This is a genomic window from Caballeronia sp. LP006 (genome assembly GCF_031450995.1).
Classification (GTDB): domain Bacteria; phylum Pseudomonadota; class Gammaproteobacteria; order Burkholderiales; family Burkholderiaceae; genus Caballeronia.
The window spans coordinates 2,504,734-2,517,842 of sequence record NZ_JARTVW010000005.1; the positions used below are offsets into that span (position 1 = coordinate 2,504,734).

The 13,109-nt window shown below is 62.2% G+C and carries 16 protein-coding genes; 2 read left to right on the forward strand and 14 right to left on the reverse strand.

Annotated features, from left to right (window positions below; translation table 11 throughout):
• Window positions 1–13: 13 nt before the first annotated feature.
• The 10 genes from rpoE to P9250_RS28310 all read right to left on the reverse strand — a co-directional run bounded on the left by rpoE (window position 14) and on the right by P9250_RS28310 (window position 8,203).
• Window positions 14–613 carry an RNA polymerase sigma factor RpoE gene (gene rpoE, locus P9250_RS28265; RefSeq protein ID WP_244825810.1) on the reverse strand — a complete coding sequence of 200 codons (600 nt, stop codon included), beginning with the start codon at window positions 611–613 and terminating at the stop codon, window positions 14–16.
• Window positions 614–709: 96 nt separating this feature from the next.
• Window positions 710–1,174: a protein YgfX gene (locus tag P9250_RS28270; RefSeq protein WP_310396367.1), complete on the reverse strand. Its 465-nt coding sequence runs from the start codon at window positions 1,172–1,174 to the stop codon at window positions 710–712.
• Window positions 1,175–1,203: 29 nt separating this feature from the next.
• Entirely contained in the window at window positions 1,204–2,442 is a 1,239-nt protein-coding gene (gene fabF / locus P9250_RS28275) for a beta-ketoacyl-ACP synthase II (RefSeq protein WP_244825812.1), read from the reverse strand.
• 146 nt (window positions 2,443–2,588) lie between these two features.
• Entirely contained in the window at window positions 2,589–2,828 is a 240-nt protein-coding gene (gene acpP / locus P9250_RS28280) for an acyl carrier protein (protein ID WP_004197638.1), read from the reverse strand.
• Window positions 2,829–3,094: 266 nt separating this feature from the next.
• A complete protein-coding gene (fabG, locus tag P9250_RS28285) occupies window positions 3,095–3,835 on the reverse strand; it encodes a 3-oxoacyl-ACP reductase FabG (protein ID WP_244825814.1) in 741 nt (246 codons plus the stop codon).
• A gap of 13 nt (window positions 3,836–3,848) precedes the next feature.
• Complete coding sequence (fabD, locus tag P9250_RS28290) at window positions 3,849–4,781, reverse strand: ACP S-malonyltransferase (RefSeq protein ID WP_310396373.1); 933 nt, start codon at window positions 4,779–4,781, stop codon at window positions 3,849–3,851.
• Window positions 4,782–4,955: 174 nt separating this feature from the next.
• Complete coding sequence (locus P9250_RS28295) at window positions 4,956–5,945, reverse strand: beta-ketoacyl-ACP synthase III (RefSeq protein ID WP_310396377.1); 990 nt, start codon at window positions 5,943–5,945, stop codon at window positions 4,956–4,958.
• On the reverse strand, window positions 5,945–7,084 hold the full coding sequence (gene plsX, locus P9250_RS28300) for a phosphate acyltransferase PlsX (RefSeq protein ID WP_244825820.1): 1,140 nt from the start codon (window positions 7,082–7,084) through the stop codon (window positions 5,945–5,947). Before plsX ends, P9250_RS28295 begins: the two co-directional genes overlap by 1 nt.
• A gap of 133 nt (window positions 7,085–7,217) precedes the next feature.
• Window positions 7,218–7,397, reverse strand: coding sequence for a 50S ribosomal protein L32 (gene rpmF, locus P9250_RS28305; RefSeq protein WP_007741736.1), 180 nt, complete (start codon window positions 7,395–7,397; stop codon window positions 7,218–7,220).
• Window positions 7,398–7,579: 182 nt separating this feature from the next.
• The gene (locus P9250_RS28310; RefSeq protein WP_250526068.1) at window positions 7,580–8,203 is read right to left on the reverse strand and encodes a DUF177 domain-containing protein; all 624 of its coding nucleotides are present in this window, start codon (window positions 8,201–8,203) and stop codon (window positions 7,580–7,582) included.
• Window positions 8,204–8,599: 396 nt separating this feature from the next.
• Here P9250_RS28310 and P9250_RS28315 point away from each other — a divergent pair, with 396 nt between their 5' ends.
• Both P9250_RS28315 and P9250_RS28320 read left to right on the forward strand, forming a co-directional pair.
• The gene (locus P9250_RS28315) at window positions 8,600–9,220 is read left to right on the forward strand and encodes a Maf-like protein (RefSeq protein ID WP_310396382.1); all 621 of its coding nucleotides are present in this window, start codon (window positions 8,600–8,602) and stop codon (window positions 9,218–9,220) included.
• A complete protein-coding gene (locus P9250_RS28320; RefSeq protein WP_250509308.1) occupies window positions 9,217–9,936 on the forward strand; it encodes an SAM-dependent methyltransferase in 720 nt (239 codons plus the stop codon). The genes P9250_RS28315 and P9250_RS28320 overlap by 4 nt, the downstream gene beginning before the upstream one ends.
• Window positions 9,937–9,984: 48 nt before the next feature.
• Here the strand turns inward: P9250_RS28320 and P9250_RS28325 are convergent, their stop codons facing one another.
• The 4 genes from P9250_RS28325 to P9250_RS28340 are packed head-to-tail and all read right to left on the reverse strand — an operon-like array spanning window position 9,985 to window position 13,075.
• The gene (locus P9250_RS28325; protein WP_310396385.1) at window positions 9,985–10,965 is read right to left on the reverse strand and encodes a S49 family peptidase; all 981 of its coding nucleotides are present in this window, start codon (window positions 10,963–10,965) and stop codon (window positions 9,985–9,987) included.
• A gap of 46 nt (window positions 10,966–11,011) precedes the next feature.
• Window positions 11,012–11,404 carry a Rieske 2Fe-2S domain-containing protein gene (locus P9250_RS28330; protein ID WP_244825828.1) on the reverse strand — a complete coding sequence of 131 codons (393 nt, stop codon included), beginning with the start codon at window positions 11,402–11,404 and terminating at the stop codon, window positions 11,012–11,014.
• Window positions 11,401–12,060, reverse strand: a complete 660-nt coding sequence (locus P9250_RS28335) for an HAD-IA family hydrolase (protein WP_250465272.1) — start codon at window positions 12,058–12,060, stop codon at window positions 11,401–11,403. The genes P9250_RS28330 and P9250_RS28335 overlap by 4 nt, the downstream gene beginning before the upstream one ends.
• 10 nt (window positions 12,061–12,070) lie before the next feature.
• Window positions 12,071–13,075 (reverse strand): RluA family pseudouridine synthase, encoded by a 1,005-nt coding sequence (locus P9250_RS28340; protein WP_310396388.1) that lies wholly within the window; start codon window positions 13,073–13,075, stop codon window positions 12,071–12,073.
• Window positions 13,076–13,109 lie beyond the last annotated feature (34 nt).

A 13,109-nucleotide genomic window follows, 5' to 3' on the forward strand; every position in this document is an offset into this window, starting at 1 on the left:
GGCGACGCGCTGCCTACCAGCGCTTGCCTTCAGGAGTGTCCAACAACGGACGCAATTTTGCCGCAATGGCTTCGCGAGCACGGAAAATTCTTGATCTGACGGTGCCGATTGGGCATGCCATCATTTCGGCGATTTCTTCGTAACTTAAACCCTCGATTTCCCGGAGCGTGATGGCGGTGCGTAATTCCTCGGGCAGCAGCGCCATCGCAGCATTGACCGTCTGGGCAATCTGCTTGCTCATCAACATCGACTCGGGCGTGTTGATATCCCTTAGTTGGTCTGCATCGGAGAAAGTTTCCGCTTCTTCTGCATCGGCTTCGGTAGAAGTTGGAGCGCGGCGTCCTTGAGTGGCAAGGTAATTCTTTGCCGTGTTGACCGCAATCCGGTAGAGCCAGGTGTAGAAGGCCGATTCGCCGCGAAACTGCGGCAGCGCGCGATAAGCCTTGATAAAGGCGTCCTGGGCGACGTCCTCGACCTCGGCGGGGTCGCGCACGAGGCGCGAGATCAGTCGAATGATCTTGCGGTGGTATTTGGCGACCAGCAGTTCGAACGCGGCCTTGTCACCTTTTTGGACACGCTCGACCAGCAATTGGTCGATTTCTTTTTCGCTCACCTGGGAAATCCGTTTCACTTTGGGGAGTTGCGCGGACGGCTATTGTAGCCTCCCGGCCTTCGCGTTATCCCGGATGCTCATCGACCGTTACAGTCTTTACAGGAAAGAGCTGGCCGCGCGGCGGGCGCTGACTGAAAGCTGGCGGAAAGTATCGGCGTCGAGGGAATCGGCGGCGATGAGCAGTGCTTCGCGGCGTTTTTCTTCCGTCGACACGTCGAGCGCGAGTAAGCGCCCGCTCCACTGCGCGCAGCCGATGATGCGCCAGTAGCGCGCGTTCCCGGCACGGTCCCAGACGGTCAAGCCCTCCGCATGCAGACCGACGGCCGCCGGTTGCCGACGCGCCCAGCGCCGCGCAGTCAAACCGAGCGTAGCGACGCATACCGCAGAGGCGGCGAAGGCATCGAACGCGCCGGCGTGCCCGTGTACGCACTGGAACACCGCGAAACCGGCGACGACGATGAACCCGAGCAGCGCGGCCTGCAGAAAACGCGACGGCCGCAGCGCGATGCGCGGCGGCGTGCCGGCATCCCGTTGCGGCCGATCGACAGACGCGTTCGTCATTCCGTTCCCGTCCCGACGAGCGCGCGTGCTCAGTGACGCTTGAAGACGAGCGAACCGTTCGTTCCGCCGAAGCCGAACGAATTCTTCACCGCGACGTCGATCTTCATTTCCCGCGCGGTGTTCGCACAGTAGTCCAGGTCGCACTGCGGGTCCTGGTTGAAGATGTTGATGGTCGGCGGCGAAATCTGGTTATGGATCGCGAGCACGGTGAAGACCGACTCCAGCCCGCCCGCGCCGCCCAGCAAGTGGCCGGTCATCGACTTGGTGGAATTGACGACGACGCTCCTCGCGTGATCGCCGAGCGCGCGCTTGATGCCCGTGGTTTCCGCGATATCGCCGAGCGGCGTGGACGTGCCGTGCGCGTTCACGTAGTTCACTTCGTCGACATTGACCTTCGCGTTCTTCAACGCGTTGACCATGGCGCGGCGGCCGCCGTCGCCGTCTTCGGGCGGCGCGGTCATGTGATAGGCGTCGCCGCTCATGCCGTAGCCGAGCACTTCCGCATAGATCTTCGCGCCGCGCGCCTTCGCGTGCTCGTACTCTTCGAGCACCATCACGCCCGCGCCTTCGCCAAGCACGAAGCCGTCGCGGTCGGTGTCCCACGGACGGCTGGCCGTGGCGGGGTCGTCGTTACGCTGCGAGAGAGCGCGCGCCGCCGCAAAGCCGCCGATACCGAGCGGAGAAACCGTGGCTTCCGCGCCGCCCGCGATCATCACGTCCGCGTCGCCGTATTCGATCAAACGCGATGCTTCGCCGATGCAGTGCAAACCGGTCGTGCAAGCCGTGACGATGGCCAGATTCGGACCCTTGAGACCGAAGCGGATGGACAGATGACCGGAGATCATGTTGATGATCGACGCCGGCACGAAGAACGGCGAAATACGGCGCGGACCGCGATTGAGCAACTCGGTCTGGGTGACTTCGATCATCGGCAAGCCGCCGATGCCCGAACCCACCACCACGCCCACGCGCTCCGCGTTTTCCTCGGTGATTTCAAGGCCGCTGTCCTGCATGGCCTGCACGCCGGCCGCAAAGCCGTAATGGATGAAGGTATCCATGTGGCGCGCTTCTTTGGCGGGCATGTAGTCTTCGATGTTGAAGCCCTTCACTTCGCCCGCGAAACGCGTGGAGAAGTTCGTGGCATCGAACTTGGTGATGTTGGCGATGCCCGACTTGCCCGCGACCAGATTCGCCCAGCCGTCGGCAACGGTATTGCCGACAGGCGAAACGAGCCCAAGGCCTGTAACAACAACTCGACGACGGCTCACGATAACCCCTTATCCATAGAATGACGAAAAACAAAAGCCACAGCGGCCACAGGAAACCGCCCTGTGTGCCCTGTGGCTGTTAAATCGGTCTGAGCAGCGACAAAACATCTGGCTCGATGAGCGATGAGTCGCTGGCGCGTCCGGCCTTAAGCCTTGACGTTGGCGCGAGCGTAGTCGATTGCTTGCTGAACCGTGGTGATCTTTTCTGCCTCTTCATCGGGAATTTCCATGCCGAACTCGTCTTCCAGTGCCATCACCAGTTCGACGGTATCGAGCGAGTCAGCGCCGAGATCGTTGACGAACGAAGCTTCGTTCTTGATTTCAGCTTCGGCCACGCCAAGTTGTTCGGCGACGATCTTCTTCACGCGCTGTTCGATGTTGTCCATGCAGCCCTCCGAGGGATAAAAAGTTCAAAAATACGAGTGCGCGCATTTTATCAGGTTTGGACCCGCAAAATACGGCGCGTCAGTTCCATGCTGCGCTGCCCGACGCGCTCCTACAAGAGGGCTTGCCGGGCTTCACAGCGATTCTTTCTGCCACCGAGTCCGGCGGTGCGCGCCATGCCTTGAGCATTTTGCGCGCCCGTCTCGGCGCGGATATTAAGCGAAAAACGGCGAAATGCCTATTGCGCCCTTTCCTCGCCTTTACAGCTTTACATGTACATGCCGCCGTTCACGTGCAAGGTCGTGCCGGTGATGTATCCAGCGAACGGCGACGCCAGGAACGACACAGCATGCGCGATATCTTCCGGGCTGCCCAGTCGGCCAAGTGGTATCTGCGCGGTGAGCGCGGTGCGCTGCTCTTCGGGCAAAACCTTGGTCATGTCGGTATCGATGAAACCCGGCGCGATGCAGTTCACCGTAATGCCGCGGCTGCCGATCTCGCGTGCGAGCGCCCGCGTCATGCCCGCCACGCCCGCCTTCGCCGCCGCATAGTTGGCCTGGCCGGGATTGCCCGACGAGCCGACCACCGACGTGATGTTGATGATGCGCCCGCCACGCGCCTTCATCATCGGGCGCAGGACGGCGCGTGATAGACGAAACACGGCGCGCAGATTGGTGTCGATGACGGCGTCGAATTCGTCATCTTTCATGCGCATGGCGAGCTGATCTTTGGTGATGCCCGCGTTGTTCACGAGAATGTTCAGGCCACCGAACTCCTTGACCGTGGACTCGATGAACGAGTCCGCGGCGGCTGCGTCGTTGACGTCGAGCACCGCGCCGCGACCCTTGCCGCCCGCTTGCTGCAACGCTTCGCCGATGCCGGCCGCGCCGCTTTCGCTCGTCGCCGTGCCGATGACCGTCGCGCCCTGCCGAGCGAGTTCCAGCGCGATTGCCCGGCCGATGCCGCGCGACGCGCCCGTGACGATAGCTACCTGATTGTCCAGATTCATTGTTCCACTCCGACTATGCAGCGATCAGTTTGCGCGTTTCTTCGAGCGATGCCGGATCGAAAATCGATCCGCCGACGAGGTTGCCGTCGATCCGCTTCGTGAGACCCGCGAGCACCTTGCCCGGACCGCATTCAATCACGTGCGTGACGCCTTCGCGCGCAATCGCCTGCACGCATTCGACCCAGCGCACCGGGCCTGCTGCCTGACGCACGAGCGCGTCCTTGATAGCGGCGGGATCGGAGACGTTTGCCACGTCGATGTTATTGATCAGCGGAATCCGCGGCGCCTCGATGTCGACCTTCGCGAGGTAATCGCGCAACTGGTCCGAAGCGGGCTTGAGCAGCGACGAATGAAACGGCGCGGAAACCGGCAGCGGCAGCGCGCGCTTCGCGCCCTTCGCCTTCGCGACTTCGCATGCCTTTTCGACGGCCGCCTTGGAGCCCGCGATCACGACTTGCGCCGGCGCGTTGAAGTTGACGGCTTCGACCACGCCCGCCGACGACGCTTCGGCGCAGACGGCACGCACGGTGTCGTCGTCGAGACCCAGGATCGCGGCCATGCCGCCGACGCCCACCGGAACCGCGCTCTGCATTGCTTGCGCGCGGAATCGCACGAGCGGCACGGCATCCGCGAAAGCCAGCGCGCCGGCCGCGACGAGCGCGGTGTATTCGCCGAGGCTATGGCCTGCAACGATCGCCGGCTTCAGACCGGTTTGTGCTTCCCACACGCGGTAAATGGCATAAGCCGCCGTCAGCATGACGGGCTGTGTGTTGGTCGTGAGATTCAGCTCTTCGGCCGGACCTTCGGCGATCAGCTTGCCTAGATCCTGGCCGAGCGCATCGGATGCCTGCTGCACGGTGTCGCGCACGACGGCGTGATCGGCGAATGCGTTGAGCATGCCGATCGACTGCGAACCCTGGCCGGGGAAAACGAACGCAAATTTCATATCGTCCTCGTTGGATTGGAACGATCCGCCTCTCTGCGCCGGCCGGCAAATGGCCGACGCCGGCTGTGCTTGCGCCGCGCGCGCATGGTGCGGTCGCGGCGGCCTTTCCAGCGGATCGAATTCAGATTGATGGGGATCGAGAAGATTGAGGAAGAAAGCGAGTGGCTTGAGCGATCAATAGCGGAAGACCGACGCGCCCCACGTGAAGCCGCCGCCCACGCCTTCGATCAGCACGTTCTGGCCACGCTTGATACGCCCGTCGCGCACGGCGACATCGAGCGCAAGCGGAATCGACGCCGCCGACGTATTGCCATGCTCGCCCACCGTCACGACCATGCGCTCCTGCGGCAGATGCAGCTTGCGGCAAGTGCTCTGCATGATGCGGATATTGGCTTGATGGGGGATCAGCCAGTCGATGTCGTTCGGCGTGAGCTTCGCTTTCTCAAGCGCTTCGATAGCCACTTTTTCGAGCACGTTGACGGCGAGCTTGAACACCGCCTGGCCATCCATGTGCAGGAACGCGCTGCCGGAAATCACACCGCCGTTCACGTTGCCCGGCGTGCAGAGAATGTCGGAATAGCTGCCGTCCGCATGCAGCGCGCTCGACAGCACGCCCGCTTCCTCGGACGCCTGCAGCACGACCGCGCCCGCGCCGTCGCCGAACAGCACGCAGGTCGTGCGGTCCTTGAAGTCGAGAATGCGCGAGAACGTTTCCGCGCCGACGACGAGCGCCGTGCGATTCAGACCGCTGCGAATGAAACTGTCCGCCGTCGCGACGCCATAAGCGAAACCGGAACAGACGGCCTGCACGTCGAACGCCGCGCCGTTGTTCTTGATGCCGAGCTTGTTCTGCAAGAGACACGCCGTGCTCGGAAACACGAAGTCCGGCGTGGAGGTTGCCACGATGATGAGATCGATGGATTGCGGGTCGATGCCCGCCGCCTCGATGGCTCGTTGCGATGCGACCAGCGCGAGATCGCTCGTGGTTTGATCGGAAGCCGCAAAGTGCCGTGCGTGAATGCCGGTTCGCGCGACGATCCATTCGTCGCTCGTCTCGACGCCTTCTTTAGCGAGACGGTCCGCCAATGCCTGATTCGTAACGCGCTCGGCCGGCAGATAGCTGCCTGTGCCGAGCACTCGAGCGTAAAGATTGGATTGAGCCATTATGCCTTCGAGTGTAGCGCAGTCCCCGAGGCGTCCGGCGGATTCGGACGCGAGTTCGGCTGCGGGTTCAGTTCCGTCGCGACGCCGCTTGCGGCATCGGTGGCGGAAGTGCTCGCGGCGCCTTCGCGCGCGGCAGGCGCATTCTCCTCCATTGCGCGCACGAGACGTTCGAGCACACCATTTTTGACGGCATCATACCCGCGTTTGATGGCCCACTCAAACCCGAAGGCTTCGGCCGATCCGTGGCTCTTGATCACGAGGCCGCGCAATCCCAGCAAGGCGGCGCCGTTATATTGCGCGGGATCGACGCGCTTCTTGAAACGCTTGAGAACGGGCAGCGCCACGAGCGCCATCAGCTTGCTCGGCAGGTTGCGGCTGAACTCTTCCTTGATGATGTCGGCAAGCATTTTCGCGAGACCTTCGGAAGTCTTCAACGCGACATTGCCGACGAAGCCGTCGCAGACCACGACATCGGTCGTGCCTTTATAGATGTCGTTGCCTTCCACGTTGCCGTAGAAGTTGAGCGTGCTCGCACGCAGCAGTTCGCCCGCGCGCTTGATCGTTTCGTTGCCCTTGATGACTTCTTCGCCGATATTGAGCAAGCCGATGGTCGGCCGCTCGCGCCCTTCGATCGCCGAAACGAGCGCGTGGCCCATTTCCGCGAACTGCAGCAGATGCTCGGGTTCGCAGTCGACATTGGCGCCGAGATCGAGCACGGTGGTGTAGCCCTTCTGGCTCGGCATGGCAAACGCGATGGCCGGCCGCTCGATACCGGCGAGCGTTTTCAACACATAGCGGGAGACCGCCATGAGCGCGCCGGTGTTGCCGGCGGAGATGCAGGTTTGCGCCTCGCCCTCTTTGACGAGGTTGAGCGCGACGCGCATCGACGAATCTTTCTTCTTGCGCAGCGCGACTTCGACGGGGTCGTCCATGGCAACGACTTCGGTCGCGGGAACGACGGTCAGGCGTGGTTCGTCCAGCGCCTTCAATTTTTTCAATTGCGCGCGAATGGACTGCTCGATGCCGACGAGCATCAGATGCGCGTCGGGATGCGCGCGCACGAAATTGACGGCAGCGGGAACGGTCACGGCCGGACCGTGATCGCCTCCCATGCAGTCAATGGTTATCTTTACGGTCATGGGAAGCGACGAATTTCAGGCACAAAAAAGCGGCAGTGAAATGCCGCCTTCTTGTCGTACCGGGAAAGTGTCAAAAGCGTAGCAGGCGCGAGCGTCCGCTGTGCGGTGACGCATCAGGCCAAGCGCGAAACGCTTAGTCGTTCTTCGTCTTGACGACTTTCTTGCCACGATAGTAGCCATTCGGGCTCACGTGGTGACGCAGATGCACTTCACCCGTGCTAGGCTCAACTGCCAGCGGCGCTGCGTTGAGGAAGTCGTGGGAACGGTGCATGCCGCGCTTCGACGGCGACTTCTTGTTTTGCTGAACTGCCATGATTACTCCAGAAAAATTTTGCGAATTCTAACACAGCCCGAACCGCCGACAGCCCTCGACCTGCAGGCCATCGGGTTGATCGTGAGCGCTTCGCGCCACCAGTTTGTTGCGTGCTGCCGATCCTGCTAGAGCTTTGCCCCGGCTCATTGCCAACATTGCCAAGGCTCGAGCTTCGAGTCCGTTCAATGCTTCTTGTCGTCCTTGAGCTTCTGCAGAACGGCAAACGGATTGGGCTTGTCCGATTTTCCAGAAGCGCCCGATTCGCCGTCCGCTTCGCCTGCTTCGTCACCGTCTTCGCCCTGGAGCAGACTTTCATGCACCTTCGGGCAGACGTTGTGCTTCGGCACGAGCGGCAACGCCAACAACAACTCTTCTTCGATCAAGTCGATCAGATCGAACTGATGCGAGCCTACGATCACATCGACTTCATCGTCATCGAGCGGATACTCGTCCGCTTCTTCTTCCGTCGCCACGATCCGATCAGTCGCATCGACATCGAGATGCTGCGAATACGGCAAAAGACAGCGCTGGCACATCAGATAAACCGAGCCGTGCACCGCGAGGCGCAAATAAGGCTGCGGCGCTTCCGTGCCGTTGTCCTGCAATTCCGGCTGGGTCGATCCCTCGGCCTGCCAGGTGAACACCGTGTCGCGGTCTGGCGCATCTGCCGGCACTTCGGCTAACATGCGCGGCAGTTGCGAAACGCGGACCGCGCCCGCTGCCTGCCTGCCGCTCTTGGCAAAATCGTAAAGATCGAGCGCGCGCGGATTGGCGGGGCTCGCAGGTTTGCCAGGATTCTGAGTCATGTGCGCTCCTGCAATGTGCCGTGCGTTGTTCGTACGTGTTTCGTTCGGGTGCGGTCGGCGCTTCGGTTAGCGCTTGAGTCTGCACTTGGCTACGCGCCCGCTGCTACAGTCCGGTACTGCTACGAATCAGTATGCACCGCCCGGTGCCAAAAGGCAGGCGTGGCTTGCCCGGATTTGCAGCACGACGTCAAACGTGCTTTGTTTGCGTCACCTTGGTTTGCGCCACCGCTGTTAATTCCGCGGTACTAGTTATCTCTTCCCTATTCACCGCTAGAGCGCCCAAGCACCATACCGATGAAAAGCCCAAAACTATAACGGCTTTGTTCTTTCGAGTCAAACACTTAAGGACTCGTTCGCAACCCGTCGTTTTTCACCCATTTTTGCTGATTTCCGTTTATGTCCGACGTTTTTGCTTCGTCTTCGCCCACGCGGCGCCTGGTTCTGGCGTCGGGTTCGCCATATCGGCGCGAGTTATTGGCGCGTTTGCGCATACCTTTCGATGTCATCGTTTCCGGTGTCGATGAAACGCCGCTTGCCGGCGAATCGCCCGAGGCAACGGCCGTGCGTCTTTCCATCGCCAAGGCGCGCGCGGCGGCCGTCGAGGCGCCGGGCGCGCTCATAATCGGCTCCGATCAGGTCGCGACCTTCGACGGACGTCAGATCGGCAAGCCCGGCACGCACGACAACGCCGTCGCGCAACTGCGCGCGATGCGCGGCCGCGGCGTCGACTTCCACAGCGCGCTGTGCGTGTTCGACAGCGCCACGGAAAGCGTGCAATCGGCCGATATCGTCACCCGCGTGCAGTTTCGCGATTACACGGACGCCGAAATCGAAGCCTACCTTCGCGCCGAAACGCCCTACGACTGCGCGGGCAGCGCCAAGTCCGAAGGGCTCGGCATCGTGTTGCTCGATGCGATCGACTCCGACGATCCCACCGCGCTCATCGGCCTGCCGCTCATCGCGCTGAGCAAGATGTTGCGCGCGGCCGGTTTCCCCCTTCTCGGAGCGGCAGCATGAGCGGCGTCCTTTATCTGATTCCCAATACGCTTGGCGAAGGCGATGCCGAAGCGCTCGCGCAAGTTCTGCCCGAGCCGGTGCGCGCGCAGGCAGCCGCGCTGGGTTATTACATCGGCGAGAACGCCAAGACGACGCGCGCGTTCCTCAAGAAAGTAGGCACGACGCGGCCGATTCAGGAAATCGAGGTTCGGGAGCTGAACGTCAATACGCCGCCCGGCGAAATCGACAAACTGCTCGCGCCGATTCTCGCCGGCGCCGACGCGGGACTCGTCTCGGAAGCCGGCTGCCCCGCCGTCGCCGATCCGGGCGCGCTGCTCGTGCGGCGCGCGCATCAGCGAGGCGTGAAGGTCGTGCCGTTCGTCGGACCAAGTTCAATTCTGCTCGCGCTCATGGCGTCGGGCATGAACGGCCAGAGCTTCGCGTTCAACGGCTATCTTCCCGTGGATGCCGCCGAGCGCGGCAAGCGCCTGCGCGAGCTGGAACAACTGTCGCGCAAGGCGAACCAGACGCAGATTTTCATCGAGACACCGTATCGCAATCGGGCGATGCTGGACACGCTCATCGCGACCTGCGCGCCATCGACGCTCATCTGCGTCGCGGTGGATTTGACGCTGCCGGGCGAAACCATCGTGACGCGCACGGCAGCGGACTGGAAGAAGCAAGCCGCGCCGGAATTGCACAAACGGCCGGCGATTTTTCTGTTGCTGGGGGCTTGAGGTCGGTGCGGTCAGGCGAGGGTTTGTGCGCCGCTCGCCCTCACGCCCTCACCGCACCTGCACCTTTCCGCCAAGCGTCAACGCCCGCACCGCCGCATCACCGACAGAAGCGCCAAAGCGCTTCACCACCTTCTCGCCGATGCTTTCCTTCTGCGTGTAATCGACGATATCCGGCTGCTTGATGATCTCGCGCGCGACGTAGCTGGCGTCGCCGAAACCATCCGCGAGTCCAAGCTGGACGCTCTTCTCGCCTGTCCAGAACTCTCCCGAAAACAAGTCAGGATCGTCCTTCAGACGCGTGCCGCGCCCCAGTTTCACCGCGTCGATGAACTGCGCGTGGATCTGATCGAGCATGTCCTGGGCGTGCGCGGTCATCTGCGGCGTCTCGGGCGAAAACGGATCGAACGAACCCTTGTTTGCGCCCGCCGTATGCATGCGGCGCTGGATGCCGAGCTTGTCCATCAGCCCGGTGAAGCCGAAACCGTCCATCAGCACGCCAATCGAGCCGACGATGCTCGCCTTGTCCACGTAGATCTTGTCCGCCGCCGCCGCGACGTAATAGCCGCCCGACGCGCACATGTCATCGACGACGACGTAAAGCGGCGTCTTCGGATACTTCGCCCGCAAACGCTTGATTTCGCGATAAATAATGCCCGCCTGCACCGGCGAGCCGCCCGGACTGTTGATGCGCAAAATCACGCCCGCCGTGCCGTCGTCCTCGAACGCGCTTTCGAGCGCGCCGCCGATGTTGTCGGCGCTAGCATCGCCATTACTCGAAATCTCGCCCTGCAAGTCGATGAGCGCGGTGTGGCGCGTACTCTTGGCGACGTGGTCGCCGGTCAGATCGAACACGCGCCAGGCGATCACGGCAATCACCGCGAGAAATACGAAGCGAAAGAAAATGCGCCAGCGCCGCGCCGCACGCTGCTCGCGAACGGATGCCAGCGCGATGCGTTCGAGCGCCTCGCGCTCCCAATTGTCATTGCCGCGATCGTTACCGCGCGGGTTTTGAGGAAAGTTGTCGGACATGCGTTTGCCTTCTGGTCGTCAAACCAGCTCAAGGAAAAATGGGGATTCAGGCCGGGCGCAGCGTGTCGTCGGGCAGCCAGAAGACCGCGCGGCCTTCGGGCGTGTCGCGTTCCTCGACGGCGAGTGCGCGCAGACGCGCGCCGCGGCACGGACCGCCGACGCACTTGCCCGTGTCGGGCTCGTAGATCGCGCCGTGCGTCGCGCACATCAAGTATAGGCCCGAGCTTTCGAAGAACTGGCCTTCGACCCAGTCGAGTTCCATCGGGACATGCGCGCAGCGGTTGAGGTAGCCGAAAGGTTTGCCGTCGTAGCGCACGAAGAACACCACCGCTTCGCCGCTCGCGTCCGCCGCGTTCAGGCGCCGGCCCGCGCCGCCGTCGACGAGTTCATCGGCGGCGCACACGCGCACGGCGTTCGCGGCTTGCGTCGGCTCGCTCATGCGTGCTCCCGCAGCCAGCCCGCCAGAGACGCGATGCTATCCGCGCAGAACTTCGGTTCCAGCTTCGTCAGCGAATCTGCCGGATGCGCGCCGTAGCCCACGCCGATGCCCGCCGCGCCCGCGTTGATCGCCATCTGCAGGTCGTGCGTGGTGTCGCCGATCATCACCGTGCGCGACAAATCCTGGCCGAGTTCGCGCGTGAGTTCGTGGAGCATGGCCGGATGCGGCTTCGAGAAGGTTTCGTCGGCGCAGCGCGTGGCGTCGAAATGGCTCGTGAGGCGCGACTCGTCGAGCGCGCGGTTCAGTCCGACACGGCTCTTGCCCGTCGCCACCGCGAGAAAATAGCCCTCTTCGCGCAGTTCCCGAAGCAACTCGCGCACGCCAGTGAAAAGTTCGGTGGTCTGGCCGGTCGTCAAAAAGTGATAGCGATAACGCTCGGCCAGACGCGGATAGTCGGAAGGATCGAGCGTGGGCGCGCAAATCTGCAGCGCGTCCCTGAGGCCGAGGCCGATCACGTAGCTCGCGGATTCATCGGCCGGAACTGGCAGCCCCAGATCGCGGCATGCCGCCTGAATGCTGCGCGTAATGTGCGCGGTCGAATCCATCAAGGTGCCGTCCCAGTCGAAGACGATCAAATCGAATTGCTGCCGCGCCATGTAACGTGTCTCACTGTTGATCTTGGTTTAAGAGCTTGAGCTGGTCGATGCAGCGCCGGCATTCCGCCGGCAGCGGCGCTTCGAGCTGCAGCGGCTCGCCGGTCGCCGGATGCGTGATTTTCAGTCGATAAGCGTGCAAAAACATGCGTTTGAGCGACGGTTTCGCGTTCGGACGCGCGAGCTCCTTGTTGAGCGCGAAATCGCCGTATTTGGCATCGCCCGCAATAGGCAGGCCGAGACTCGCCAAATGCACGCGAATTTGGTGCGTGCGGCCGGTTTTAAGTTCGGCCTCGACCCAGGCGTAGTCGTCCCAGCGCTCGATCAGATTGAAAACCGTATGCGACGGCAGACCGTTCTCCTGAATCCGCACGCGCCGCTCGCCGTCCGCCGCCACGTACTTGTGCAGCGGCTCCTTGACGATACGCCGCCGTCCCCAGTCGCTTGGCCAGTCGCCATGTCCGAGCGCGTAGTAACGTTTGTCGACGCGATTCTCACGAATTTGCTCGTGCAGATTGACGAGCGCCGCGCGCTTTTTGGCAAGCATGAGCACGCCGGACGTCTCGCGATCCAGCCGATGCACGAGTTCGAGAAATTTCGCGTGCGGGCGCGCGTTGCGCAATTGTTCGATGACGCCGAACGCCACGCCGCTGCCGCCGTGTACCGCGACGCCCGACGGTTTGTCGATGACGATCAAATGGTCGTCCTCGAAAATGATGGGGAATTCTGCGGCCGGCGCGTTCGACGACAGCGGTTTTTCATCCGGCTGCGCGACACGAATGGGCGGCACGCGCACGAGATCGCCGATTTCGAGCCGGTACGCGGAATCGATTCGGCCTTTGTTCACGCGCACTTCGCCGCTGCGCAGAATTCGGTAAATATGGCTTTTGGGCACGCCCTTGCAGACGCGCAACAGAAAATTGTCGATGCGCTGACCGGCAGCGGTTTCGTCGATTTCGATCATCGACACCTGCTCGCTTGCGACCTGTTTATGGGATGTTTTGCCTAACTCATTCATTCTGAATATAATTTGCGAGCAGTCTGAAAAACAG

Excerpts from the sequence above, each read along its gene's own strand:
- P9250_RS28325 (WP_310396385.1), bottom strand. The coding sequence starts at position 10,965 with ATGTCCGACAACTTTCCTCAAAACCCGCGCGGTAACGATCGCGGCAAT.
- fabG (WP_244825814.1), bottom strand. The coding sequence starts at position 3,835 with ATGAATCTGGACAATCAGGTAGCTATCGTCACGGGCGCGTCGCGCGGC.
- P9250_RS28295 (WP_310396377.1), bottom strand. The coding sequence starts at position 5,945 with ATGGCTCAATCCAATCTTTACGCTCGAGTGCTCGGCACAGGCAGCTAT.
- P9250_RS28340 (WP_310396388.1), bottom strand. The coding sequence starts at position 13,075 with ATGAATGAGTTAGGCAAAACATCCCATAAACAGGTCGCAAGCGAGCAG.
- P9250_RS28335 (WP_250465272.1), bottom strand. The coding sequence starts at position 12,060 with ATGGCGCGGCAGCAATTCGATTTGATCGTCTTCGACTGGGACGGCACC.
- P9250_RS28310 (WP_250526068.1), bottom strand. The coding sequence starts at position 8,203 with ATGACTCAGAATCCTGGCAAACCTGCGAGCCCCGCCAATCCGCGCGCG.
- plsX (WP_244825820.1), bottom strand. The coding sequence starts at position 7,084 with ATGACCGTAAAGATAACCATTGACTGCATGGGAGGCGATCACGGTCCG.
- acpP (WP_004197638.1), bottom strand. The coding sequence starts at position 2,828 with ATGGACAACATCGAACAGCGCGTGAAGAAGATCGTCGCCGAACAACTT.
- P9250_RS28270 (WP_310396367.1), bottom strand. The coding sequence starts at position 1,174 with ATGACGAACGCGTCTGTCGATCGGCCGCAACGGGATGCCGGCACGCCG.
- P9250_RS28320 (WP_250509308.1), top strand. The coding sequence starts at position 9,217 with ATGAGCGGCGTCCTTTATCTGATTCCCAATACGCTTGGCGAAGGCGAT.
- rpmF (WP_007741736.1), bottom strand. The coding sequence starts at position 7,397 with ATGGCAGTTCAGCAAAACAAGAAGTCGCCGTCGAAGCGCGGCATGCAC.
- P9250_RS28330 (WP_244825828.1), bottom strand. The coding sequence starts at position 11,404 with ATGAGCGAGCCGACGCAAGCCGCGAACGCCGTGCGCGTGTGCGCCGCC.
- P9250_RS28315 (WP_310396382.1), top strand. The coding sequence starts at position 8,600 with ATGTCCGACGTTTTTGCTTCGTCTTCGCCCACGCGGCGCCTGGTTCTG.
- fabD (WP_310396373.1), bottom strand. The coding sequence starts at position 4,781 with ATGAAATTTGCGTTCGTTTTCCCCGGCCAGGGTTCGCAGTCGATCGGC.